This is a genomic window from Streptomyces sp. So13.3 (genome assembly GCF_005860785.2).
In the GTDB taxonomy this organism is placed as follows: domain Bacteria; phylum Actinomycetota; class Actinomycetes; order Streptomycetales; family Streptomycetaceae; genus Actinacidiphila; species Actinacidiphila fildesensis.
Genome location: NZ_CP048835.1, coordinates 3109645 through 3132222 on the forward strand (window position 1 = coordinate 3109645; position 22578 = coordinate 3132222).

Annotated in this window: 17 protein-coding genes; 2 read left to right on the forward strand and 15 right to left on the reverse strand. The window is 70.4% G+C overall.

Going from position 1 to position 22578, the window contains the following annotated elements:
* Positions 1-429 precede the first annotated feature (429 nt).
* Complete coding sequence (gene ileS / locus C8250_RS14125; protein WP_138356948.1) at positions 430-3567, forward strand: isoleucine--tRNA ligase; 3138 nt, start codon at positions 430-432, stop codon at positions 3565-3567.
* A gap of 289 nt (positions 3568-3856) precedes the next feature.
* On the opposite strand, the gene C8250_RS14130 is transcribed toward ileS, so the two are convergent.
* From C8250_RS14130 to mraZ, 15 genes are all read right to left on the reverse strand, one after another.
* A complete protein-coding gene (locus C8250_RS14130; RefSeq protein ID WP_138356949.1) occupies positions 3857-5029 on the reverse strand; it encodes a DivIVA domain-containing protein in 1173 nt (390 codons plus the stop codon).
* A gap of 49 nt (positions 5030-5078) precedes the next feature.
* Positions 5079-5363: a YggT family protein gene (locus tag C8250_RS14135; protein ID WP_138356950.1), complete on the reverse strand. Its 285-nt coding sequence runs from the start codon at positions 5361-5363 to the stop codon at positions 5079-5081.
* Positions 5364-5425: 62 nt separating this feature from the next.
* Positions 5426-6022, reverse strand: a complete 597-nt coding sequence (gene sepF, locus C8250_RS14140) for a cell division protein SepF (RefSeq protein ID WP_138356951.1) — start codon at positions 6020-6022, stop codon at positions 5426-5428.
* A 64-nt stretch (positions 6023-6086) separates the two neighbouring features.
* Complete coding sequence (locus C8250_RS14145) at positions 6087-6806, reverse strand: YggS family pyridoxal phosphate-dependent enzyme (RefSeq protein WP_138356952.1); 720 nt, start codon at positions 6804-6806, stop codon at positions 6087-6089.
* A 224-nt stretch (positions 6807-7030) separates the two neighbouring features.
* The gene (gene ftsZ / locus C8250_RS14150) at positions 7031-8251 is read right to left on the reverse strand and encodes a cell division protein FtsZ (protein ID WP_138356953.1); all 1221 of its coding nucleotides are present in this window, start codon (positions 8249-8251) and stop codon (positions 7031-7033) included.
* A 249-nt stretch (positions 8252-8500) separates the two neighbouring features.
* Positions 8501-9283, reverse strand: a complete 783-nt coding sequence (locus C8250_RS14155) for an FtsQ-type POTRA domain-containing protein (RefSeq protein ID WP_138356954.1) — start codon at positions 9281-9283, stop codon at positions 8501-8503.
* A 92-nt stretch (positions 9284-9375) separates the two neighbouring features.
* Positions 9376-10470 carry an undecaprenyldiphospho-muramoylpentapeptide beta-N-acetylglucosaminyltransferase gene (gene murG, locus C8250_RS14160; RefSeq protein WP_138356955.1) on the reverse strand — a complete coding sequence of 365 codons (1095 nt, stop codon included), beginning with the start codon at positions 10468-10470 and terminating at the stop codon, positions 9376-9378.
* A gap of 6 nt (positions 10471-10476) precedes the next feature.
* Positions 10477-11868, reverse strand: a complete 1392-nt coding sequence (gene ftsW / locus C8250_RS14165) for a putative lipid II flippase FtsW (RefSeq protein WP_138356956.1) — start codon at positions 11866-11868, stop codon at positions 10477-10479.
* Between the two features lie 59 nt (positions 11869-11927).
* Complete coding sequence (murD, locus tag C8250_RS14170) at positions 11928-13355, reverse strand: UDP-N-acetylmuramoyl-L-alanine--D-glutamate ligase (protein ID WP_138356967.1); 1428 nt, start codon at positions 13353-13355, stop codon at positions 11928-11930.
* Positions 13356-13369: 14 nt separating this feature from the next.
* On the reverse strand, positions 13370-14434 hold the full coding sequence (gene mraY / locus C8250_RS14175; RefSeq protein WP_138356957.1) for a phospho-N-acetylmuramoyl-pentapeptide-transferase: 1065 nt from the start codon (positions 14432-14434) through the stop codon (positions 13370-13372).
* The gene (gene murF, locus C8250_RS14180; RefSeq protein ID WP_138356958.1) at positions 14431-15843 is read right to left on the reverse strand and encodes a UDP-N-acetylmuramoyl-tripeptide--D-alanyl-D-alanine ligase; all 1413 of its coding nucleotides are present in this window, start codon (positions 15841-15843) and stop codon (positions 14431-14433) included. Before murF ends, mraY begins: the two co-directional genes overlap by 4 nt.
* Positions 15840-17486: a UDP-N-acetylmuramoyl-L-alanyl-D-glutamate--2,6-diaminopimelate ligase gene (locus C8250_RS14185; RefSeq protein WP_138356959.1), complete on the reverse strand. Its 1647-nt coding sequence runs from the start codon at positions 17484-17486 to the stop codon at positions 15840-15842. The genes murF and C8250_RS14185 overlap by 4 nt, the downstream gene beginning before the upstream one ends.
* A complete protein-coding gene (locus C8250_RS14190) occupies positions 17483-19498 on the reverse strand; it encodes a penicillin-binding protein 2 (protein WP_187145282.1) in 2016 nt (671 codons plus the stop codon). Before C8250_RS14190 ends, C8250_RS14185 begins: the two co-directional genes overlap by 4 nt.
* Positions 19499-20025: 527 nt before the next feature.
* Positions 20026-21075 carry a 16S rRNA (cytosine(1402)-N(4))-methyltransferase RsmH gene (rsmH, locus tag C8250_RS14195; protein WP_138356147.1) on the reverse strand — a complete coding sequence of 350 codons (1050 nt, stop codon included), beginning with the start codon at positions 21073-21075 and terminating at the stop codon, positions 20026-20028.
* A gap of 175 nt (positions 21076-21250) precedes the next feature.
* Positions 21251-21682 (reverse strand): division/cell wall cluster transcriptional repressor MraZ, encoded by a 432-nt coding sequence (gene mraZ / locus C8250_RS14200; RefSeq protein WP_138356148.1) that lies wholly within the window; start codon positions 21680-21682, stop codon positions 21251-21253.
* 298 nt (positions 21683-21980) lie between these two features.
* On the opposite strand from mraZ, the gene C8250_RS14205 reads away from it, so the two are divergent.
* Positions 21981-22532 carry a carbonic anhydrase gene (locus C8250_RS14205; protein ID WP_138356149.1) on the forward strand — a complete coding sequence of 184 codons (552 nt, stop codon included), beginning with the start codon at positions 21981-21983 and terminating at the stop codon, positions 22530-22532.
* Positions 22533-22578: the final 46 nt, after the last annotated feature.

Below are 22578 nucleotides of genomic sequence, written 5' to 3' on the forward strand. Positions count from 1 at the left end.
GCCCAGGTGTTCCACCAGGTATTCCGGTATTCACCGGTAGTGACGCCGGACGGCCGGACTTCGGTTGTCTTCATCCGGCCATTCGGGTCAGCGGGACCCGGCCCGCCGACCCGCGGAACCGGGCCGACACGGCGGCCCCGGCCCCGTACACTGGCCGCAGCGAAAGGCGTGGAAAGGGACGAGTAGCGCCGCACGCAGCCAAGAGCGACCCGGGGACGGTGGAAGCCCGGGGGTGTGCGCGACGCGAAGATCACCCCGGAGCCGCCGGAGGAAAGCCGCAGGGCGAGTAGAACCGGCATCGCGGCCCCAATCAAGGGGGTCCAGGGGGCGCCGCCTCCCGGGCCAAGAAGGGTGGTACCGCGGGAGCCCAGGCTCTCGTCCCTTCGTCGGAACACGGAAACACGTGACAGTCCGCCGGAGGCACCACCGATGACGCCGCAGTACCGCCAGGTACCCGCCCAGGTCGACCTGCCCGCTCTCGAGCACGAGGTGCTCGGCTTCTGGAGCGAGAACAAGATCTTCGCCCGCTCCCTCGACCAGTCCGAGGGGCTGCCCGAGTGGGTGTTCTACGAGGGCCCGCCGACCGCCAACGGCATGCCGGGCGCGCACCACATCGAGGCCCGCGTCTTCAAGGACGTCTTCCCCCGCTTCAAGACCATGCGGGGCCACCATGTGACCCGCAAGGCCGGCTGGGACTGCCACGGCCTGCCCGTCGAGCTGGCCGTCGAGAAGGAACTCGGCTTCACCAGCAAGCAGGACATCGAGGACTACGGCATCGCCGAGTTCAACGCGAAGTGCCGTGAGTCGGTGACCCGCCACACCGACGCCTTCACCGAGCTGACGAACCGCATGGGCTACTGGGTCGACCTGGAGGACGCCTACCGCACCATGGACCCGGAGTACGTGGAGTCCGTGTGGTGGTCGCTGCAGCAGATCTTCGACAAGGGCCTGCTGGTCCAGGACTACCGCGTCGCCCCCTGGTGCCCGAAGGACCAGACGGGCCTGTCCGACCACGAACTGGCGCAGGGCTACGAGACGATCGTCGACCCCTCCGTCTTCGTCCGCTTCCCGCTCACCTCGGGCCCCCTCGCGGGCGAGGCCGCCCTCCTGGTCTGGACGACCACCCCCTGGACCCTGGTCTCCAACACGGCCGTCGCGACCCACCCCACGGTCACCTACGTGGTGGCGACCGACGGCGACGAGAAGCTGGTCGTCGCCGAACCGCTGCTGGAGAAGGCCCTCGGCGAGGGCTGGACCGCCACCGGCGTCAGCTTCACCGGCGCCGAGATGGAGCGCTGGACGTACGAGCGGCCCTTCGACTTCGTCGAGATCCCGGACGCGCACTACATCGTCAACGCCGAGTACGTCACCACCGAGGACGGCACCGGTCTGGTCCACCAGTCCCCCGCCTTCGGCGAGGACGACCTCAAGGTCTGCCGCGCCTACGGCCTCCCCGTGGTGAACCCGGTCCGCCCCGACGGCACCTTCGAGCCGGAGGTCCCGCTCGTCGGCGGCGAGTTCTTCAAGAAGGCGGACGAAAAACTGGTCGCGGAGCTCCAGCGCACCGGCCGCCTCTTCCGTCACGTCCCGTACGAGCACAGCTACCCGCACTGCTGGCGCTGCCACACCGCGCTGCTCTACTACGCGCAGCCGTCCTGGTACATCCGCACCACCGCCGTCAAGGACGCGATGCTGCGCGAGAACGAGAAGACCAACTGGTACCCGGACTCGGTCAAGCAGGGCCGCTTCGGCGACTGGCTGAACAACAACGTCGACTGGGCCCTCTCGCGCAACCGCTACTGGGGCACCCCGCTCCCGATCTGGCGCTGCGAGGAGAACCACCTCACGTGCGTCGGCAGCCTCTCGGACCTCTCCACCCTCACGGGCACCGACCAGAGCGGTCTGGACCCGCACCGCCCGTACATCGACGAGATCACGTTCCCCTGCACCTCCGAAGGCTGCTCGCTGGAATCGGTCCGCGTCCCCGAGGTCATCGACGCCTGGTACGACTCGGGATCGATGCCGTTCGCGCAGTGGGGCTACCCGCACCGCAACAAGGAGATCTTCGAGAAGAGCTACCCGGCGCAGTTCATCTCCGAGGCGATCGACCAGACCCGCGGCTGGTTCTACACGCTGATGGCCGTCGGCACCCTGGTCTTCGACCGGTCCGCCTACGAGAACGTGGTCTGCCTGGGCCACATCCTCGCCGAGGACGGCCGCAAGATGTCCAAGCACCTGGGCAACACCCTGGAGCCCATCGCGCTCATGGACCAGCACGGCGCCGACGCCGTCCGCTGGTTCATGGCGGCCGGCGGCTCGCCCTGGTCCGCCCGCCGGGTCGGCCACGGCACGATCCAGGAAGTGGTCCGCAAGACCCTCCTCACCTACTGGAACACCGTCGCCTTCCAGGCCCTGTACGCCCGTACCGCCGGCTGGACCCCCAGCGCGAGCGACCCGGCCCCGGCCGACCGCCCGCTGCTGGACCGCTGGCTGCTCGGCGAGCTGCACGCTCTCACACGTGACGTCACCGAATCCCTGGAGTCGTACGACACCCAGCGCGCGGGCAAGCTGCTCTCCTCCTTCGTCGACGACCTGTCCAACTGGTACGTCCGCCGCTCGCGCCGCCGCTTCTGGCAGGGCGACGCCGCCGCGCTGCGCACCCTGCACGACGTGGTCGAGACGGTCACCCGCCTGATGGCCCCGCTCACGCCGTTCATCACCGAGCGGGTCTGGCAGGACCTCGTCGTCCCGGTCACCCCGGACGCCCCGGACTCCGTCCACCTCACCTCGTGGCCGGTCGCCGACGAGTCCGCGATCAACCCGACCCTCTCCGAGCAGATGCTGCTCGTCCGCCGGCTGGTGGAGCTGGGCCGCGCGACCCGCGCGGAGTCGGGCGTCAAGACCCGCCAGCCGCTCTCCCGCGCCCTGGTGGCCGTCGCCGGCTTCGACTCCCTCGACCCGGCCCTGCACACGCAGATCACCGAGGAACTCAACGTGCTCTCCCTCGCCTCGCTCTCGGAGGTCGGCGGATCCCTGGTCGACACGACGGCCAAGGCGAACTTCCGGGCGCTCGGCAAGCGCTTCGGCAAGGGCGTCCAGGACGTCGCGAAGGCCGTCGCGGCCGCCGACGCGGCAGCGCTCTCCGCAGCGCTGCGCGACGGCACCGCCACCGTCGAGTTCAACGGCGAGCAGATCCCGCTCTCCCCGGACGAAGTGATCATCACCGAGACCCCGCGCGAGGGCTGGTCGGTGGCGTCCGACTCCGGCGCCACCGTCGCCCTGGACCTGGAGATCACCCCGGAACTCCGCCTGGCGGGCCTGGCCCGCGACGCGATCCGGCTGATCCAGGAGGCCCGCAAGAACTCGGGCCTGGACGTGGCGGACCGCATCGCCGTCCGCTGGCACTCCGCCGACAACGACCTGACCACCGCCCTGACCGAACACGCCACCCTGATCGCGGACGAGGTCCTGGCCACGGACTTCGCCCCCGGCGACCCGGACCGGACCTACGGCCAGCCCTTCACGGACGACCAGCTGGGCCTGACCTTCCACCTGCGCAAGCAGTAGAAACCACGGAGGCCGCCGCCCACCACACCAAGTGGGACGGCGGCCTCCGCCATATCCGGGCTCGAACGCGAGGGGCCGGGACCGCAGGCGTGGAGGGTCCGAAATGCTGCCGAGCTACTTGTGGGCCGCCAGGCCCTCACTAGTCGATTTCGGACCCCCACGCCGGAGGGCCCGGCCCCGCAGCCACCGACGCACCGGACGACGAAAACGGGCCGGGCCCCAAGGGAGAAATCCCCAGGGGCCCGGCCCGATGCCCGCCGCAGGCGCTGACGCGCCGAGCGGCAGGCGACTAGTTGTCGTCCTCGTCGATCAGGAAGCCACGCATCGGCGTAGGCGCCTGCTGCAGCGGCTGCGGGCTCTGCGGCCGCACCGGAGCCATCGGCTGCGTCATGGCCGGAGACATCTGCTGCTGGCCGCCGTACGTCGGGTTCGGGCCGCTGTGGCCCATGCCCTGGTTCCCGTACGACGGGTTCTGGCCGGTGTTGTGACCCATCGCACCGGCACCGGCCGGAGCCATGCCACCGCCCATCGTCCCGCCGCCCATGGAGGACGGAGCGGGCAGCGACGCGGCGGCCGGGGCACGCGGCGGAGCCAGCGAGTCGTCCGCCTGGGTCTCCAGCTGGCGCAGCTGGCTCTCCAGGTAGGACTTCAGACGGGTCCGGTACTCACGCTCGAAGCCGCGCAGGTCTTCGACCTTGCGCTCCAGCGTGGCGCGGGCGGACTCCAGCGAGCCCATCGCTACGCGGTGCTTCTCCTGCGCGTCCCGCTCCAGGGCGTCAGCCTTGGCACGGGCGTCCCGCTCCAGGCCCTCGGCGCGGCTGCGTGCCTCGCCGACGATCTTGTTGGCCTCGGAACGGGCCTCCGCGATCGCCTGGTCGGCGGTCTGCTGCGCCAGCGAAAGAACCCGCGCCGCGCTGTCGCCGCCGGGCGACTGCTGCTGCATGGGGTGGCCCTGCTGCTGCATCGGATGCTGCTGCTGCATGGGGTGCTGCTGCTGCATCGGGTGCTGCTGGCCCATGGAGTTCTGGCCCATCGGACCCTGACCCATTTGGTTCTGGCCCATCGGACCCTGACCCATGGGGCCCTGGCCCATCGGACCGGGACCGTGCTGCTGGGCGCTCGGCCCGGCAGGCAGCTGCAGTGCGCCGGACTGCTGCTGGGGCTGCCCCATCTGCTGGGGCGGACCCATCTGCTGCGGCGGCACGGGCTGCGGTCCGGATATGGCCGCGGGGACCGGACGGTCCTGAGACTCCGGCTTGCGCATGCCCTGCTGCTGGTTCTGGGCGGCGGCTCGGGTGGCCGCGGCCAGTTTGGCCCGCAGGTCCTCGTTTTCTCGTAGGAGCCTGGTCAGCTCTCCCTCGACCTCATCGAGGAAGGCGTCGACCTCGTCCTCGTCATAACCTTCTCGGAGGCGGACGGTCGTGAACTGCTTGTTCCGCACGTCCTCGGGGGTCAGCGGCATCTCTTCACCTCAACGTGATCGTCGACATATCGGGAGTCCGCATCGTTCATCACAGACTCCCGACAACGCGGAGCAGGATGAGCACGATGATCATCAATACGAAGAAGGACAGGTCGAGCGCCACGCCCCCGAGACGCAGCGGCGGAATGAACCGCCGCAGAAGCTTGAGTGGCGGATCGGTGACAGTGTAGGTGGCCTCAAGGACCACCACCATCGGCTTCCCAGGTTGCCACGAGCGCGCGAACTGGAAGACGTAATCCATCACCAACCGGAAGATCAGCACGATCAGGAAGCACATCAGCACGATGTAGAGCACCTGTAGTGCGTAGCTCATCGCGCGTCCCTCTCCCCTGCTCGCCTTCGGCCTGGTGGCCGGATTTCCTCGGTGTGTGGTGCTCAGCTCTGGTTGAAGAACCCGCCCTCGGCGATGCGGGCCTTGTCCTCCGCCGTGACATCGACGTTAGCAGGCGACAGCAGGAACACCTTCTGCGTCACCCGCTCGATGCTGCCGTGCAGGCCGAAGACCAGGCCGGCGGCGAAGTCGACAAGACGCTTTGCGTCCGTGTCGTCCATCTCCGTCAGATTCATGATCACCGGTGTGCCCTCGCGGAAGTGTTCCCCGATGGTACGGGCTTCGTTGTACGTGCGGGGGTGAAGTGTGGTGATCCGGTAGGGCTCACGCTCGGACACGACCTTGGGCATGATCACCGGTGCGTTCTTCTCCATGCTGTGACGTTCGGGTGTGATGGACGCCACTGGGGCGATCCGCGGTTCGCGGGGCGCCGGCGCATGGACGAGTCGTGCCGGTTCGTCCCGTTGTGGCTGGTGCTGGGCGAGCTCATTGTGCTGATTGTGCTGGCTGCGTGGCCTGTGGTTGCGCTCAGGCTCCGGCTCGGGTTCGAACTCGTCGTCGGGATCGAATCCCGGGCCGTCGTACCCGTCGTCCTCCACGAGGCCGAGGTAGACCGCCATCTTGCGCATCGCGCCGGCCATGCTCTGCGTCCTCTCAGCGGGGAAAGACCATATTTATTGCTGTGGTCCGACTTGTTTGGTGACGTTACCGGAGCCCGGGACGGACTCCGAGTACCGCAGTACCGACGCGTACATGTGTCGCTCCCGCCGCCACCGCCTGCTCCAGGTCGGCGCTCATCCCTGCCGAGACCATGGTGGCAGCCGGATGGGCCGCGCGCAGGCCGGATGAGATTTCCGCCAGCCGATCGAAGGCGGCGCGGGGTTGGCCCCGGTACGGGCCGTCGAGCGGAGCGACCGTCATCAGCCCGTCGAGCCGGAGGCCCGGCGCCGCGGCGATCGCGTCGGCGAGGCCGCCGACGACGTCGGGCGCGACTCCGCCCCTGCTGCCCTGGGTTCCTGACTCGGTGTCAAGGGCGACCTGGACCAGACAGCCCACCTCGCGGCCGCGGGCGACCGCCGCGGTGGACAGCGCGCCGACCAGCCGGAGCCGGTCGACGGAGTGCACGACATCGGCGTAACCGACCACGGAACGGACTTTATTGGTCTGCAACTGACCCACGAAATGCCAGGTCAGCGGCAGATCCGCACACGCGGCAGCCTTCGGGGCGGCGTCCTGGTCGCGGTTCTCCGCGACCTGCTGAACACCGAGTTCCGAGAGAAAACGCACATCGCTCGCGGGGTAGGTCTTGGTGACCACCACCAGCGTCACGTCCTTGCGGTCGCGGCCCGCCGCGTCGCACGCGGCGGTGATGCGCTCCTCGACCCGGGCCAGATTCGCGGCCAGTTGGGCCTTGCGATCCGTCACTGCCTCGCTCACGTTCCTTCAGTCGATCCGATGATACGAACATGGGATATCTCACCCATAGCCGTCTCGAATCGGGCGAGTTGGGCGGATACACAGCGAACGGCGCTCATCGCGCCCCTCCGTAAAGAGGGACGAAATGCGCGCCGTTCACCGAGGGGCCGAACCCGGCCACTTCACGAACAAGGGGACAAGAAGGTCACATCACCCAGGGAACTGAGGGAAGCTCACTTCAGGAAATCGGGTACGTCCAGCTCCTCGGCCGCGGAGTCCTGGTACGGACGGGCCGGCGGCACGTGCGGCGGGGTGACCGGGGACGGCGGGACCTCAGCGACCGGCTCCGGCTCCTCGGCACGGACCGGCACACTGCCGAGACCGCTGTAGGAGGTCGGGCGCGGGGCCTCGGCCTGGCTGCCGACCCGGGCAGGTCCGGTGGCGGGAGTCTCCTCGCGACCGCTGTACGCGCCGAGCACCTTGTCGCGGTTGCCCTTGGGCGGCGGCTGGCCGCCGTCGAAGCCGGCCGCGATCACGGTGACCCGGACCTCGTCGCCGAGCGCGTCATCGATGACCGCACCGAAGATGATGTTGGCCTCGGGGTGCGCGGCCTCGCTCACCAGCTGGGCGGACTCGTTGATCTCGAACAGGCCGAGGTCGGAGCCGCCGGAGATGGAGAGCAGCACGCCGCGGGCGCCGTCGATGGACGCTTCGAGCAGCGGCGAGGAGATGGCCATCTCCGCGGCCGCTACCGCGCGGTCGTCGCCACGGGCCGAACCGATGCCCATCAGGGCGGAACCTGCTTCGGACATCACGGACTTCACATCGGCGAAGTCCAGGTTGATCAGACCCGGGGTGGTGATGAGATCGGTGATCCCCTGCACGCCGGACAGCAGCACCTGGTCCGCGGACCGGAACGCGTCGAGCACGCTGACCTGGCGGTCCGAGATGGACAGCAGCCGGTCGTTCGGGATCACGATGAGAGTGTCGACATTTTCGCGGAGACCGGCGATGCCGTCCTCGGCCTGGTTGGCGCGGCGACGTCCCTCGAAGGTGAAGGGCCGGGTGACCACACCGATCGTCAGGGCGCCCAGCGAGCGGGCGATATGCGCGACCACGGGTGCGCCGCCGGTACCGGTGCCGCCGCCCTCGCCCGCGGTGACGAAGACCATGTCTGCGCCCTTGAGCACTTCTTCGATCTCTTCGCGGTGGTCCTCGGCGGCCTTGCGGCCGACATCGGGGTTCGCGCCGGCGCCGAGGCCGCGGGTGAGTTCGCGGCCGACGTCGAGCTTGACGTCGGCGTCGCTCATCAGGAGGGCCTGCGCATCGGTGTTGATCGCGATGAACTCGACGCCCTTGAGACCGACCTCGATCATCCGGTTGATGGCATTGACGCCACCGCCGCCGATTCCGACGACCTTGATGACTGCGAGGTAGTTCTGCGGTGCTGCCACGTCGAAGGCCTCTCGCCTCGAGTTACGTATGCCTGTGGGACGGTCGGTACGTTCGCCGGTGCTGCCCCGAACCCTAACGCTGAGGTTTAGGGTTACCAGTATGCCTGTCCCATGCGTTCCTTGGGACAGGACACTAAGTCGACAAGCGGTGTGCGTTCAACGAACACGCCGAACCTCCCGTTTTTCTTTTGACCCTATGTGATCACGGCCCGGTCGGGCGAACCAGGGGGCGAACCGGGATACTCGGCGTCAACTTCCCGATGCCGCAGGGGCGCTGGGAGCACTTACATCGAATCTGTTCGCGTTTTTCGCCGCCTTCATCAGAGCGATCAGCACCGACGCCTTCTGCTCACCCTCTTCGGAGCTCCCCCACACCACCGTCCGGCCGCCGGAGAGTTCGACGGTGACGCTGTCATAGGACCGCATCCTGATGACACGGGCATCCTTGCGGACGGAATCGGGGAGACTCGCGGAGACTTCGACGGCCGCCCGCAGCAGGCTCTTTGTTCCGAAGTGGAGAAGGCTCGGAGACTGATCCGGAGTCAATTCCACGAGGGGCGCACCGGCCGGCGCGGTGACGACGGTGGCGAAACGTACGCCTTCCGCGTCCACTTCGATGAACTTTTCGCCGCTCTTGAGTACCGCGGACGGCGTTCTCTCGGTCACTTTCAGGCCGATGCCGTGCGGCCAGTCCCGTTCGACGGTCACCTCGGCGATCCGCGGCAGGGCGGCGAGCAGCCGGTGTTCGACGGCGCCGGTGTCGACCGAGGCGAGCGGTCCCCCGAGCGGTACGGCCGCGGCGGCGCGCACCTCGTCGGCGGTGAGCACCTTGGTGCCGCTGACCGTGACGTGCTGCGCCCGCAGCCAGGACGAGCCGTAGACCAGCCATGTCCCGGCGGCGGCCAGCACGGTGACGAGGACGAGCAGGATCAGCACGGCGCGGCGCGCGCGCTTGCGGCGGGCGGGCGTGCGACGCGGGGGGGCGGTCGGCTCCGCCTTCCCGCCGCGTTCCGCGGTGGTCGGTCCGGCCATGCATTCGCCCCTTCCTGCGCCCTGGCCGCCCCCGGAACGTGACCGGGGGCCGCCCCTGGGCGGGCTTGCTGTCCAAGCCCGCCGGGGGGCTCCTATCCTGCCCGGCGGGCGGCGATCGCCTCGTACACCATGCCGACCAGCAGGTCGTCGGCGTCGGGGCGGCCGAACTCGGCGGCGTGCCGGGACATCTCGTACAACCGGTGCGGATCGGTCAGCACCGGGAGGACGTTGCCGACGACCCAGTCCGGGGTCACCTCGGCGTCGTCCACCAGCAGCCCGCCGCCCGCCTTGACCAGCGGCTGGGCGTTGAGGCGCTGTTCGCCGTTGCCGATCGGCAGCGGGACGTAGGCGGCCGGCAGGCCGACCGCGGACAGCTCGGCGACGGTCATCGCGCCGGCCCGGCAGAGCATCATGTCGGCGGCCGCGTAGGCGAGATCCATCCGGTCGATGTACGGAACCGGGCGGTAGGGCGGCATTCCGGGCATGTTGTCGGGGACCGGGAGTTCGTTCTTCGGACCGACCGCGTGCAGGATCTGGACGCCGGACTGCTGCAGTCGCGGGGCGACCGTGGCGATCACCTCGTTCAGCCGGCGGGCGCCCTGGGAGCCGCCGGAGACCAGCAGCGTCGGCAGGTTCTGGTCGAGTCCGAAATAGGCCCGTGCCTCGGCGCGCACGGCGGCCCGGTCGAGGGTGGCGATCGTCCGGCGCAGCGGGATGCCGATGTAACGGGCGTTGCGCAGCTTGCTGTCCGGGCTGCTGACGGCGACGCCGTGGGCGTAGCGCGAGCCGATCTTGTTGGCGAGGCCCGGGCGGGCGTTGGCCTCGTGGACGACGATCGGCACACCGAGCCGCTTGGCGGCGAGATAGCCGGGCAGCGCGACGTAGCCGCCGAACCCGACGACCACATCGGCCTTGGTGCGTTCCAGGATCTGCTCCGCGGCCTTGATGGTGCCGCGCAGCCGTCCGGGGACGGTGATCAGTTCGGGCGTGGGGCGGCGTGGCAGCGGAACGGCCGGGATCAGCGCCAGTTCATAACCGCGCTCCGGGACGAGCCTGGTCTCCAGGCCCTTCTCCGTGCCGAGCGCTGTGATTCCTACGGTCGGGTCCTGCCTGCGCAGGGCATCGGCGAGCGCGAGCGCAGGCTCGATGTGGCCGGCGGTCCCCCCACCGGCGAGTACGACATGCACCGAAATTCACCGCTTCCCGGACGGCCGTCCTTTGACGAACCGTCTCATCGTCCGTGACATCACCCCGGGTCCGCGCACGGCCAGTGCCGCTCGCGCCCCGGGCTCACTCCTAGCGAAGGAGATGAGCAACCCGATCGCGAACATCGTCGGCAGGAGGGCCGAACCTCCGTAGGAGAACAGCGGAAGCGGGACTCCGGCGATCGGCAGCAGGCCGAGCACCGCACCAATGTTGATCACGGCCTGAGCCGTGATCCAGGTTGTCACGCCACCCGCTGCGAACCTGACGAAGGGGTCCTCCGTACGACCGGCCACGCGGATACCCGCATAGCCTAGGGCCGCGAAGAGGGCGAGAACCGACAGCGTCCCCGCGAGACCCAGTTCCTCCCCGGTGACGGCGAAGATGAAGTCGGTGTGCGGCTCGGGCAGTTCGCCCCATTTTTCCATACTCGCGCCCAGTCCGGAACCGAACCAGCCACCGGATGCGAGGGCGTAGATCCCGTGCACGGCCTGCCAGCACTGGTCGTTGGTGCCCGGATCGCTGGCGGCGATGCAGCCGAGCCGTGACATCCGGTTGGGGCTGGTCTTGATGGCCAGGAACGCGAGGAAGGCGGCGCCGGAAAGTACTCCCACGAACAACCGGGTGGGGGCGCCGGCCAGCCAGAGCAGGCCGAAGAGAATCGCGGTGAGGATGACCGTGGTGCCCATGTCGCCGCCGAGCATGATCAGGCCGAGCACCATGAATGTCACGGGCACCAGGGGCACCAGCAGGTGCTTCCACTGGATCAGCAGGTTCTTGTCGCTCTTGCGGGCCAGCAGGTCGGCGCCCCACAGGACGAGTGCGAGCTTGCCGAATTCGCTGGGCTGCAGCTGGAAAGGCCCGCCGAGAGAGATCCAGTTGGTATTGCCGTGGACCGTTTCCCCTATTCCCGGCACCTGGACCAGGCACATCAGGAAAACGGCGCCGAGCAGCAGCGGATACGCCAGCGCGCGGTGCAGCTTGACGGGCATACGCGCGGCGGAGATCAGCAGCACGGTGCCGATGGCGGCGGCCAGCAACTGCTTGCGGAAGTAGTACGTGGACGGGTAGCCGTAGCGCAGCGCCTGGATCATCGACGCGGAGTAGACCATCACCAGCCCGAGAACGGTGATGAGCAGGCTTCCGCCGAGGATCAGGTAATACGCGGTGAGCGGCCGGTCCCAGGCCGCCTGGAGGCGGTCGTGGAGCCTGCGTGCGCCCCCCAGGGGGCCGGACCGCCGGGTCCTGGCCTCCTTGCGTGCCGGGGCGGGTACGGCGGGCCTGGCGGGGCCCGCAGCGACGCGCTTGGCGGGCAGCACGCGGGCCGCCCCTTCGCGGGAACGGCGTTCCACGCCGCGGGCGGCGGAACGGTCTGCCGTCATGCGTCCCCTCCAGTGGTACAGCGCCGGGGGTCTACGACTTGGGGAGCGGGGACGCCCGGCTACTTGTCGTGCCCCGCGCTCTCGGGTACCAGGGCCCGCACGGCCTCGGCGAATGCCTCGCCACGCTTGCCGTAGTTGGTGAACATGTCCATGGAGGCGCAGGCCGGTGCCAGCAGAACCGTGTCACCGGGCCGGGAGAGCTCCCTCGCCGCCTCCACCGCCGCGGCCATCGCCCCAGTGTCGGTCCGTTCCAGGTCGGTGACCGGGACCTCAGGGGCGTGTCGCGCGAGCGCTTCGCGGATCAGCGCGCGGTCGGCGCCCATCAGCACCGCGCCGCGCAGCCGCGGGGCGGACCTGATGACCAACTCGTCGAACGTGGCGCCCTTGGCGAGGCCGCCGGCGATCCACACGATGGACTCGTAGGCGGCCAGCGAGGCCTCGGCGGCGTGCGTGTTGGTGGCTTTGGAGTCGTCCACGTAGGCGACCTCGTCGACGGTCTCCACGAGGGCGATGCGGTGGGCGTCGGGCCGGAAGGCGCGCAGCCCGTCGCGTACGGCGGCCGGTTCGACGCCGAAGGCGCGGGCCAGCGCCGCGGCGGCCAGCGCGTTGGCGATGTTGTGCGGGGCGGGCGGCTGGACGTCGGAGACTTCCGCGAGCTCCTGGGCGTTCTTGTGCCGTCCCTCGACGAAGGCGCGGTCGAGCAGGATGCCGTCCACCACGCCGAACTGGGAGGGACCGGGGCTGCCGAGGGTGAAGCCGATCGCGCGGGCACCCTCCTCGACGTCGGCCTCGCGGACCAGTGCCTCGGTCGCCGGGTCCGCGGTGTTGTAGACGCAGGCGACCTGGTTGCCCTCGTAGATCCGGCCCTTGTCGGCGGCGTACGCCTCCATGGAGCCGTGCCAGTCCAGGTGGTCCGGCGCGAGGTTGAGGACGGCCGCGGAGTGCGGCCGGACACTGGGCGCCCAGTGCAGCTGGTAGCTCGAGAGCTCGACGGCCAGGACGTCGTACTTCTCCTCGCCGAGCACGGCGTCCAGGACCGAGACGCCGATGTTGCCGACGGCGGCGGTCCGCAGGCCGGCGGCCTTGAGGATGGAGGCGAGCATCTGGACGGTGGTGGTCTTGCCGTTGGTGCCGGTGACCGCCAGCCACGGCGCGGCACTCTCGTCCCGCAGTCGCCAGGCCAGCTCCACGTCGCCCCACACCTCGACACCGGCCGCCTCGGCGGCCGCGAAGAGCGGGCTCGTGGGCTTCCAGCCCGGTGCGGTGACGACGAGCCCGGTGCCTTCGGGGAGGGTGTCGCCGTCGCCCAGGCGCACGGTGACGCCCAGCTCCCGCAGCCCCTCGGCCTCGGTCCGCTCCCGCTCGCCGTCGCCGCTGTTCACGACGGTGACGACGGCGCCCAGGGCGTGCAGTGCCCGTGCGGCCGGGACGCCGGAGACGCCCAGGCCCGCGACGGTGACGCGGACGCCCGCCAGTTCGGTCGCCACCGGGTGCGGCGCTGTCACGAGGCGGCCACCCAGCCGGCGTAGAACAGTCCGAGGCCGATGGCCATGCACATGCCCTGGATGATCCAGAAGCGGACCACGACCAGGACTTCGCTCCAGCCCTTGAGTTCGAAGTGGTGCTGGAGTGGCGCCATCCGGAAGACCCGCTTGCCGGTGAGCCGGAAGGAGCCGACCTGGATGACGACGGAGAGCGTGATGAGGACGAACAGGCCGCCGAGGATCGCGAGCAGCATCTCGGTGCGCGAGCAGATCGCCAGACCGGCGAGCGCGCCGCCGAGGGCCAGCGAGCCGGTGTCGCCCATGAAGATCTTGGCCGGTGAGGTGTTCCACCACAGGAAGCCGAAGCACGCGCCCATCAGGGCCGCGGCGACGACCGCCAGGTCGAGTGGGTCCCTGACCTCGTAACAGGCGCCGTTGGCACTGAGCGGGGCGCCGCACCACTGGCCGTACTGCCAGACGCCGATGACGGTGTAGGCGGCGAAGACCATCACGGACGCACCGGTGGCCAGACCGTCGAGGCCGTCGGTGAGGTTCACGCCGTTGGACATCGCCAGGATCATGAACAGCGCCCAGATGACGAAGATCACCGGGCCGATGGTCCAGCCGAAGTCCTGGGTGAAGGACAGCTTGGTGGAGGCCGGGGTCTGGCCGCGCGAGTCCGAGAAGTTCAGCGCCAGGACCGCGAACGCGATGCCGACGATGAGCTGGCCGCCCAGCTTCGCCTTGGCCCGCAGGCCCAGGCTCCGCTGCTTGACGATCTTGATGTAGTCGTCCAGGAACCCGACCAGGCCGAGGCCCGCGGTCAGGAACAGCACCAGCAGACCGGACATGGTCGGCCGCTCGCTGGTGATGACCTTGGTCGCGGCATAGGCGACCAGGGTCGCCAGGATGAACGAGATGCCGCCCATCGTCGGAGTGCCGCGCTTGCTGTGGTGCGCCTTCGGACCGTCGTCACGGATCATCTGCCCGTAACCCTTGCGGGCCAGCAGCCGGATCAGCAGCGGGGTGCCGATCAGCGACAGGAAGAGACCGAGCACACCGGATACGAGAATCTGCTTCATCGCGCGGCGACCTCACCTTCGGTGCCGTCGAGCAGCGCCAGCGCCACGCGCTCCAGTCCGACCGACCTAGATGCCTTCACCAGCACGACGTCCCCCGGGCGCAATTCGCTGCGCAGCAGGTCGATCGCCGTCTCCGCGTCGGACACGTGCACCGACTCCTCACCCCACGAACCCTCGTTCTTGGCGCCCATATCCAACCAGGCGGCTTCCAAGCCGCCCACGGCCACGAGCTTGCTGACGTTGAGCCGGACGACCAGTCGCCCGACCGCGTCGTGCTCGGTGAGGGACTCCTCACCGAGTTCGGCCATCTCGCCGAGCACCGCCCACGTACGGCGCCCGCGCCCCATGGCGGCGAGCGCGCGCAGAGCGGCTCTCATGGAGTCGGGGTTCGCGTTGTAGGCGTCGTTGACGACCGTCACGCCGTCGGGCCGCTCGGTGACCTCCATACGCCAGTGCGAAAGGGTTCCCGCGGCGGAGAGCGCGGTGGCGATCTCCTCGACGGGCATGCCCAGTTCACCGGCGACGGCGGCCGCGGCGAGCGCGTTCGACACGTGGTGCTCACCGTACAGGCGCAAGGTCACTTCGGCGCACCCGGTGGGTGTGCGGAGTGTGAAGAGCGCCTGACCTCGGTCGTTGAGCCGGACATTCTCCCCGCGGACCTCGGCGTCGGGCCCTTCGCCGAAGAGCACGACGCGGGCCGAGGTGCGCGAGGACATCGCACGCACCAGCGGGTCGTCGGCGTTGAGGACCGCCACTCCGCCCTGTTCCGCGGCGGGCAGCGACTCGACGAGTTCGCCCTTCGCGATGGCCGTCCGGTCCCGGCCGCCGAACTCGCCGATGTGCGCGGCGCCGACGTTCAGGACCACGCCGATCCGCGGCGGGGTCAGCTCCGTCAGATACCGGATGTGGCCGATGCCGCGGGCGCCCATCTCGAGCACCAGGTGCTGGGTGGACTCCTCGGCGCGCAGCGCGGTGAGCGGCAGCCCGATCTCGTTGTTCAACGAGCCGGGTGTCCACACCGTGGGAGCGTGCCGTTCCAGCAACTGGGCCATCAGGTCCTTGGTGCTGGTCTTGCCGGCCGAACCGGTGAGGGCGACGGTGGTCGCGCCGAGCCGGGCGATGACGGTCCGGGCGAGGGCGCCGAGCGCGGCCACGACGTCGTCGACGACGATCGCGGGCACGCCGACGGGGCGGGAGGCGAGTACCGCCACCGCTCCGTCCTTCACGGCGCCCACCGCGTAGTCGTGGCCGTCCACGCGCTCGCCGGCGAAGGCGGCGAACAGCGCGCCGGGCACCACCTCACGGGAGTCGATGACCACGGGGCCCGTCACGCGCGTCCCTGGTTCCGGTATGTCGTGCATGCTCCCGCCGACCGCGTCAGCGACCTCGGCGAGGGTGAGTGGGATCACAGCTGTTCCTGGTCCTTCTCGATGGCGGCGCGCAGTACTTCCCGGTCGTCGAAGGGGCGTACCACTCCGGCGATGTCCTGGCCCTGTTCATGGCCCTTGCCCGCGACCAGCACGATGTCGCCGGGCTCGGCCCGGGCTACCGCGATGGCGATGGCGGCGGCCCGGTCGGGCTCGACGATGACGTGCCCGCGTTCGTGGGCGGGTACTTCGGCTGCTCCGTTCAGCATCGCGGCGAGGATCGCGAGCGGGTCCTCGGAGCGCGGGTTGTCGGACGTCAGTACGGCGGTGTCCGCGAGCCGCGCGCAGGCGGCGCCCATCGGGCCGCGCTTGTGCTGGTCGCGGTCGCCGCCGCAGCCGAGCACGGCGTGGATCCGGCCCTCGGTGGTCTTGCGCAGGGCGCGCAGCACGGACTCGACGGCGTCGGTCTTGTGGGCGTAGTCCACGACCGCGAGATACGGCTGGCCCGCGTCGACACCTTCCAGCCGGCCGGGCACCCCGGGGACGGCTGCGACGCCGTCCGCGGCGGTCTGCGGGTCCATGCCGGCGATGACCAGCGCGGTGATCGCGGCGAGGGTGTTGGCGACGTTGAACGGGCCGGGCAGCGGGGCGGCGGCCCGTGCCGTCTCGCCCTTGGGCCCGGTCACGGTGAAGGTGCTGCCCAGCGGGCCGGTCTCGACGTCCGTGGCACGCCAGTCGGCGTCCAGGTCCCCCTCGGCGGAGAACGTGGTGATGGGGACCCCGGCCTCGGCGACGAGCCGGCGGCCGTACGCGTCGTCCAGGTTGACGACGCCGACCCGGCTGCGCTGCGGCGTGAACAGCCGCGCCTTCGCCTGGAAGTAGTCCTCCATGTCCGTGTGGAATTCCATGTGCTCGGGACTGAGGTTGTTGAAGACCGCCACGTCGAAGACGGCGCCGTCCACCCGGCCGAGCACCAGCGCGTGGCTGGAGACCTCCATGACGACCGACCGGACGCCCCGCTCGTGCATGACGGCGAAGAGCGCCTGGAGGTCGGTGGCCTCGGGGGTGGTGCGCTCGCTCTTGATCCGCTCGTCGCCGATCCGCGACTCGACGGTGCCGATGAGACCGGTGGCCTTGCCGTGCACGGCCCGCAGACCGCCCTCGACGAGATAGGCGGTGGTGGTCTTGCCCGACGTTCCGGTGATGCCGATCTGCAGCAGGTCCTCGCCCGGTTCGTCGTAGATCCAGGCGGCCAGCGCGCCCATCCGGGCACGCGGGTCGTCCACGGTCAGGACCGGCAGACCGGTGGCCGCGGCACGCTCGGTGCCCGCTGGATCGGTGAGGATCGCGACGGCGCCCAGGTCCGCCGCCTGGACGGCGAAGTCGGCGCCGTGGAAGCGGGCGCCCGGCAGTGCCGCGTAGACGTCGCCGGGGCGGACCGCCCGGGAGTCGTGGGTGATGCCAGTGGCGGGGGCGCCGTCCGCGGGCGGCTCCGCACCGAGCCGCGCGGCCAGCTCCGCCAGCGCTTTGGGACGGACTGCGGACGGGCGGGGCGCGCCCGGCTGCTTGAGGGGGGACTGATCAGCTTTTGGCACGGCGGTGAGGTTACCGGGCTGGCCCCGGTCGGGGCCAAAAGACCCCCGGTCCCGGCCGGGGCGGTCGCCGTCGGATGTGATCGTTGTCACCTCTTCGATGGGTCGAACTCGACGGGCAGGTGCGGCGCCTCCGCGCCCGAGGGCGCGGCCTGCAGGGATTTGAGGGCGAATTCCATGACCTGCTTGAAGACCGGGCCGCAGATCTGCCCGCCGAAGTAGCTGCCGCTGGTCGGGTTCTGGATCACGCAGGAGACGGTGACACGCGGGTTGTCGGCGGGCGCGAAGCCCAGGAACGAGGCCGTGTACCCCTTGTACCGGCCGGTGACCGGGTCCACCCGGTTGGCCGTGCCGGTCTTGCCCGCGACCCGGTATCCGGCGATCTGCGCCTTGTTTCCGGTGCCCTGTTCGTCGCCGACCACGGACTCCAGCATGGTCGCCAGCGTCTTGGCGGTCTTCTCGCTGACCACCCGGGACGTCTTGGGCGCCTCGGACGGTACGAAGCGGCCGTCGGGACCGGTGATGCCGCGGATCAGGCTGGGCTCCACGCGGACGCCGCCGTTGGCGACCGTCGAGTAGACCGACGTGGCCTGCAGCGCGTTGAGCGACAGGCCCTGGCCGAACGGGATCGTGTACTGCTGGGAGGCGTTCCAGTTCTGCGGCTTGGCCAGGATCCCGCGGGTCTCGCCGGGGAAGCCGAGCCCGGTGGGATCGCCGATCCCGAACTTCTTCAGATACGAGTACAGCACCGCGTTCGCCTGCGCCTGGGTCCTGCCGAGCTGGCCGGTCGCCAGGATCGTGCCGATGTTGCTGGACTTGGCGAGCACCCCGTTGAGGGTCAGCGACCAGGTGCCGTGGTCGATGTCGTCGTGGAAGATCCGGTCGGCGCGCGGCAGGGTGCCGGGGACCGTGACGTGGGTCTCCGGGGTCGCGACGCCCTGGTCCAGGACCGCGGCCATCGACATCAGCTTGCTGACGCTGCCGGGCTCGTAGGAGTCCTGGACGGCCGCGTTGCCCAGCGCGTTGGCGCTGGCGTGGGTGAGGTCGTTCGGGTCGTAGCCGGGGGCGTTGGCCATCGCGAGGATCTCGCCGGTGCGGGTGTCCTGGACGATGACGTAGCCGCGGTCCGCCCGGGATTTCTGCACCTGCGCGGTGATGGCGCTCTGCGCCGCCCACTGGATGTCGCGGTCGATGGTCAGCTGCACGTCCGAGCCGGGCACGGCGGGGTGCTCCTGGACTCCGGCGGTCGGCACCTGGCGGCCGCTGGACTGGGCGTAGCGGATCTTCCCGGCCTCGCCCGCGAGCTCCTGGTCGAGCATCGCCTCGAGACCGCCGCCGCCGGCGCCCTCGCCGTTGACGAAGCCGATCACTCCGGCCGCGAGGTCGCCGCCGGGGTAGATCCGCTTGGTGTGCGGATCACTGAAGATGCCGGCCAGTACACTGCCGCCGCCGCCCTTGGTCTTCGCGGCCTTGTCGTTCAGCGCCCGCTTGAGGTCCTTGATCTGGTTCCAGACCTGCGGGGACTGCTGCCTGGCGATGACCTGGTAGCGGGAGTTCGGGGTGGCGAGCTTCTTCGCGATGGTCCTGGCGTCGCCGCCGACGATCGGCGCGAGGAGCTCGGCCGCCTGCGCGGGCGCGTCCGCGGTCTTCGTCTGGGCGGAGGTGAACAGGAACGGGTCCGCGGTGATGTCGTACGCGTCGACGGTCGTCGCCAGGTCGGTGCCCGACCGGTCGGTGATGGTCCCCCGGTCGGCGGCGACGGTGTGCGAGACCCAGCGGTTGACGGCGGCCTTGGCCGCGTACGCGGGCGCGTCGACGGCCTGCACCTGCAGCAGCCGGACGACGAACGCGAGCATCACCAGCGTCAGCGCGACGCTGACGAGCCGCAGCCGGGGCCTGGGGCGGCCCAGCCGCAGCGGGGCGGGGGGCGTGGCGGGCGCGGGCGGCGGGCGGCGGCGGGCGGACGTCGCCGGGGCGGGACGGCCCGGTCTCCTGGCGTCCTGCGACCGCTGCGAGCCCTGTCCGGCCGCTCCCGGCGCCCCCGGCCTTCCGCGGCCCGCCGGGGCCGGCAGCCGCCCGCGCTGCGGGCGCCTCGGCTCACTCATGCGCACCGTCCCCGGAGCGGTGCGCAGGATGCGGGGACTGGTCACGAGGTCACCTGCCGGTGGTCTGGGACGTCTGGGAGCCGTGGGGGGGTCGGCGAGGGGCGCGCCGCCGGACGGCTTCGTGGCGGGGGGTGCCGTTCGTGGCGGGGGCGTTCGTGGTGGGGGCCGTGCTGGACGGCGCCTGGGTGCGGGGACGGGTGCCGCGGTCGGCGCGGCCTCGGCCTCGGTGGGGTCGCCGCGCACGGTGCCGTCCGGGTTCAGGAAGGCGGGGTTGCCGCCGGGCACCATGCCCAGCTCGCGGGCGCGGCGGTCGAGCGCGTCGGGCGCCTTGTACCGGTCCACGTCCTGCTGGAGCGCCTGCTCCTCGTCGGTGTACGTGGTGGTGTCCTTCTGCAGCCGGTTGAGCTCGAAGGAGTCCTGGTTGACGGCCCCGTTCAGCAGGAGCAGCGAGATGAGGCCGCCGGCCAGCAGCGCCACCACCAGCAGGACGAAGGGCGCGCGGGCCGCCGTGGCCGACCGGGCCGCCCTCACAGCGCCTCCTCGCGGATCCGTTCCGCGCCCCGCAGCCGGGCCGGGGTGGCGCGCTTGTTCTCCGCGATCTCCTCCTCGGTCGGCAGTTCCGCGCCGCGGGTGAGCAGCTTCAGCCGGGGCTGGTACTGCTCGGGCACCACGGGCAGGCCGGGCGGGGCGGTGTTGGCCGCGCCCGCCGCGAACGCCTGCTTGACGATGCGGTCCTCCAGCGACTGGTACGACAGCACGGCGATCCGGCCGCCGACCGCGAGGGCGCCGATCGCCGCGGGGATCGCGCCCTCGACCGCGGCGAGCTCGGCGTTGACCTCGATGCGCAGCGCCTGGAAGGTGCGCTTGGCGGGGTTGCCGCCGGTGCGCTTGGCCGCCTGCGGGAGCACCTCGCGGATGAGGTCGACCAGCCGCGCGCTGTTGGTGAACGGTTCCTTCACACGCTGTTTGACGACCGCGTCGACGATCTTGCGGGCGTACTTCTCCTCGCCGTAGGTGCGCAGGATCCGCACCAGGTCGCCCGGCGGGTAGGTGTTGAGCACCTCGGCGGCGCTGATGCCGGTCGTCTGGTCCATCCGCATGTCGAGCGGGGCGTCCTGCGCGTAGGCGAAGCCGCGGTCCGCCTCGTCCAGCTGCATGGAGGAGACGCCGAGATCGAACAGCACGCCCTGGACCTTGGGGATGCCGAGCCGGGCGAGGACGTCCGCCAGCTCGTCGTAGACCGCGTGCACCAGCGTGGCCCGGTCGCCGAACGGCGCCAGCCGCTCGGCGGAGAGCTTGAGCGCGGCGGGGTCGCGGTCGATGGCGACCAGCCGGGCCGACGGGAACGTGGTCAGCAGCGCCTCGCTGTGGCCGCCGAGCCCCAGCGTCGCGTCCACGACCACGGCGCCCGGTGCGGCCAGCGCGGGAGCCAGCAGGTCCAGGCAGCGGCGCAGCATCACGGGCACATGCTTCGCGGGGGTGGCCTCGGCGGACTCGCTGGACCCGGTGGGCTCGGTGGTGGCGGGGTCCTCGGGGGCGCCATGCGGCTCGGACTGCGGGGCGGGGACGGCGCTCATGGGGCCCTTCTCGGTTCTTCGACTTCTTCGACTGCTTCGACATATGGCCTGGTCCCCGCCCGCTCGGGAGGGAAGTGGCCCTCTGGCGCCGGGGAAGTAGTGCCAGTGGAGCCGGAGAGCGGGAGGAGGCCGAGCCATACGTACACCGTGGTGACGCTGCGAGTAGGGGCCGGGGTCACAGTAATCCGGTCGGAACCTCCTCGGACAGGGCCGAAAAGGTGTCTTCCTGCGCCGCCAGGTAGCGGTCCCAGGCCTGGGCGGACCACACCTCGACCCGGGTGTTGGCGCCGATGACCGCACAGTCGCGGTCCAGCCCGGCGTACTCCCGCAGCGGCTGCGGGACGGTGATCCGTCCCTGCTTGTCGGGCACCTCGTCGGTGGCTCCGGCGAACAGCACCCGCATGTAGTCCCTTGCGGGCTTGGACGTCAGGGGCGCCCGGCGCAGTTCCTCGGTGACGGCCTGGAATCCGCGCAGCGGCCATACGTACAGGCAGCGCTCCTGACCCTTGGTGATCACCAGGCCCTGGGCGAGCTGCTCCCGGAACTTCGCGGGCAGGACGAGGCGGCTCTTGTCGTCGAGTCGCGGCGCGTACGTTCCGAGGAACACCCACACCTCCCGCAGCCGGGCCCGCCGGGGCCCTGTCGGTAACCGGACGGGATCCCCGTCGGGAAACCGGGACCCCTGTCGAGAACGGGAGCTGCCCCTACCTGCGGCGGGGAGACCCCATTTCGCGCCACTTTACTCCACTAAGCCCCACGGTCAACGCAATCAACGGCCCGCGCGCCTCACCCCCAGGGGCGAGGGGCACGACGCCTGTGGGTTACCTCACACAGCGGCCAATTGACCGACTTTTTCCCGCCCCTGCAGCAGGTGGGACGGGTCCGCGCCCTCTAACGTCAGTCACATGTCGATATCCGCAGCGCAGCCATCCGGACCCGGCTCCGAGCCCGCCTCCGAATCCGCCTCCGTCATCGACCGGCTCGTGGGCGCCAACGAGCGCTACGCCGTCGCCTTCCACGACCCCGGCATGGATGCCCGGCCGGTCCTGGGCGTCGCCGTCGTCGCGTGCATGGACGCCCGCCTCGACCTGCACGCCGCACTGGGCCTCGACCTGGGCGACTGCCACACCATCCGCAACGCGGGCGGTGTCGTCACCGATGACACCATCCGCTCGCTGACCATCAGCCAGCGGGCTCTCGGCACCCGTTCGGTGGTCCTCATCCACCACACGGGCTGCGGCCTGCAGAGCATCACCGAGGACTTCAGGACCGAGCTGGAGCACGAGGTCGGCCAGCGTCCGACCTGGTCGGTCGAGGCGTTCACCGACATCGACCAGGACGTACGCCAGTCGATGGCGCGGGTGCGTACGTCCCCGTTCCTGGCGCACACGGACGATGTACGCGGTTTTGTGTTCGACGTCCACACCGGTCTGATGCGGGAAATCACGGCCAAGTAACGGCAGGCGAGTGACGCGGGGCGCTGTTCAAGGGAACAATGCAACG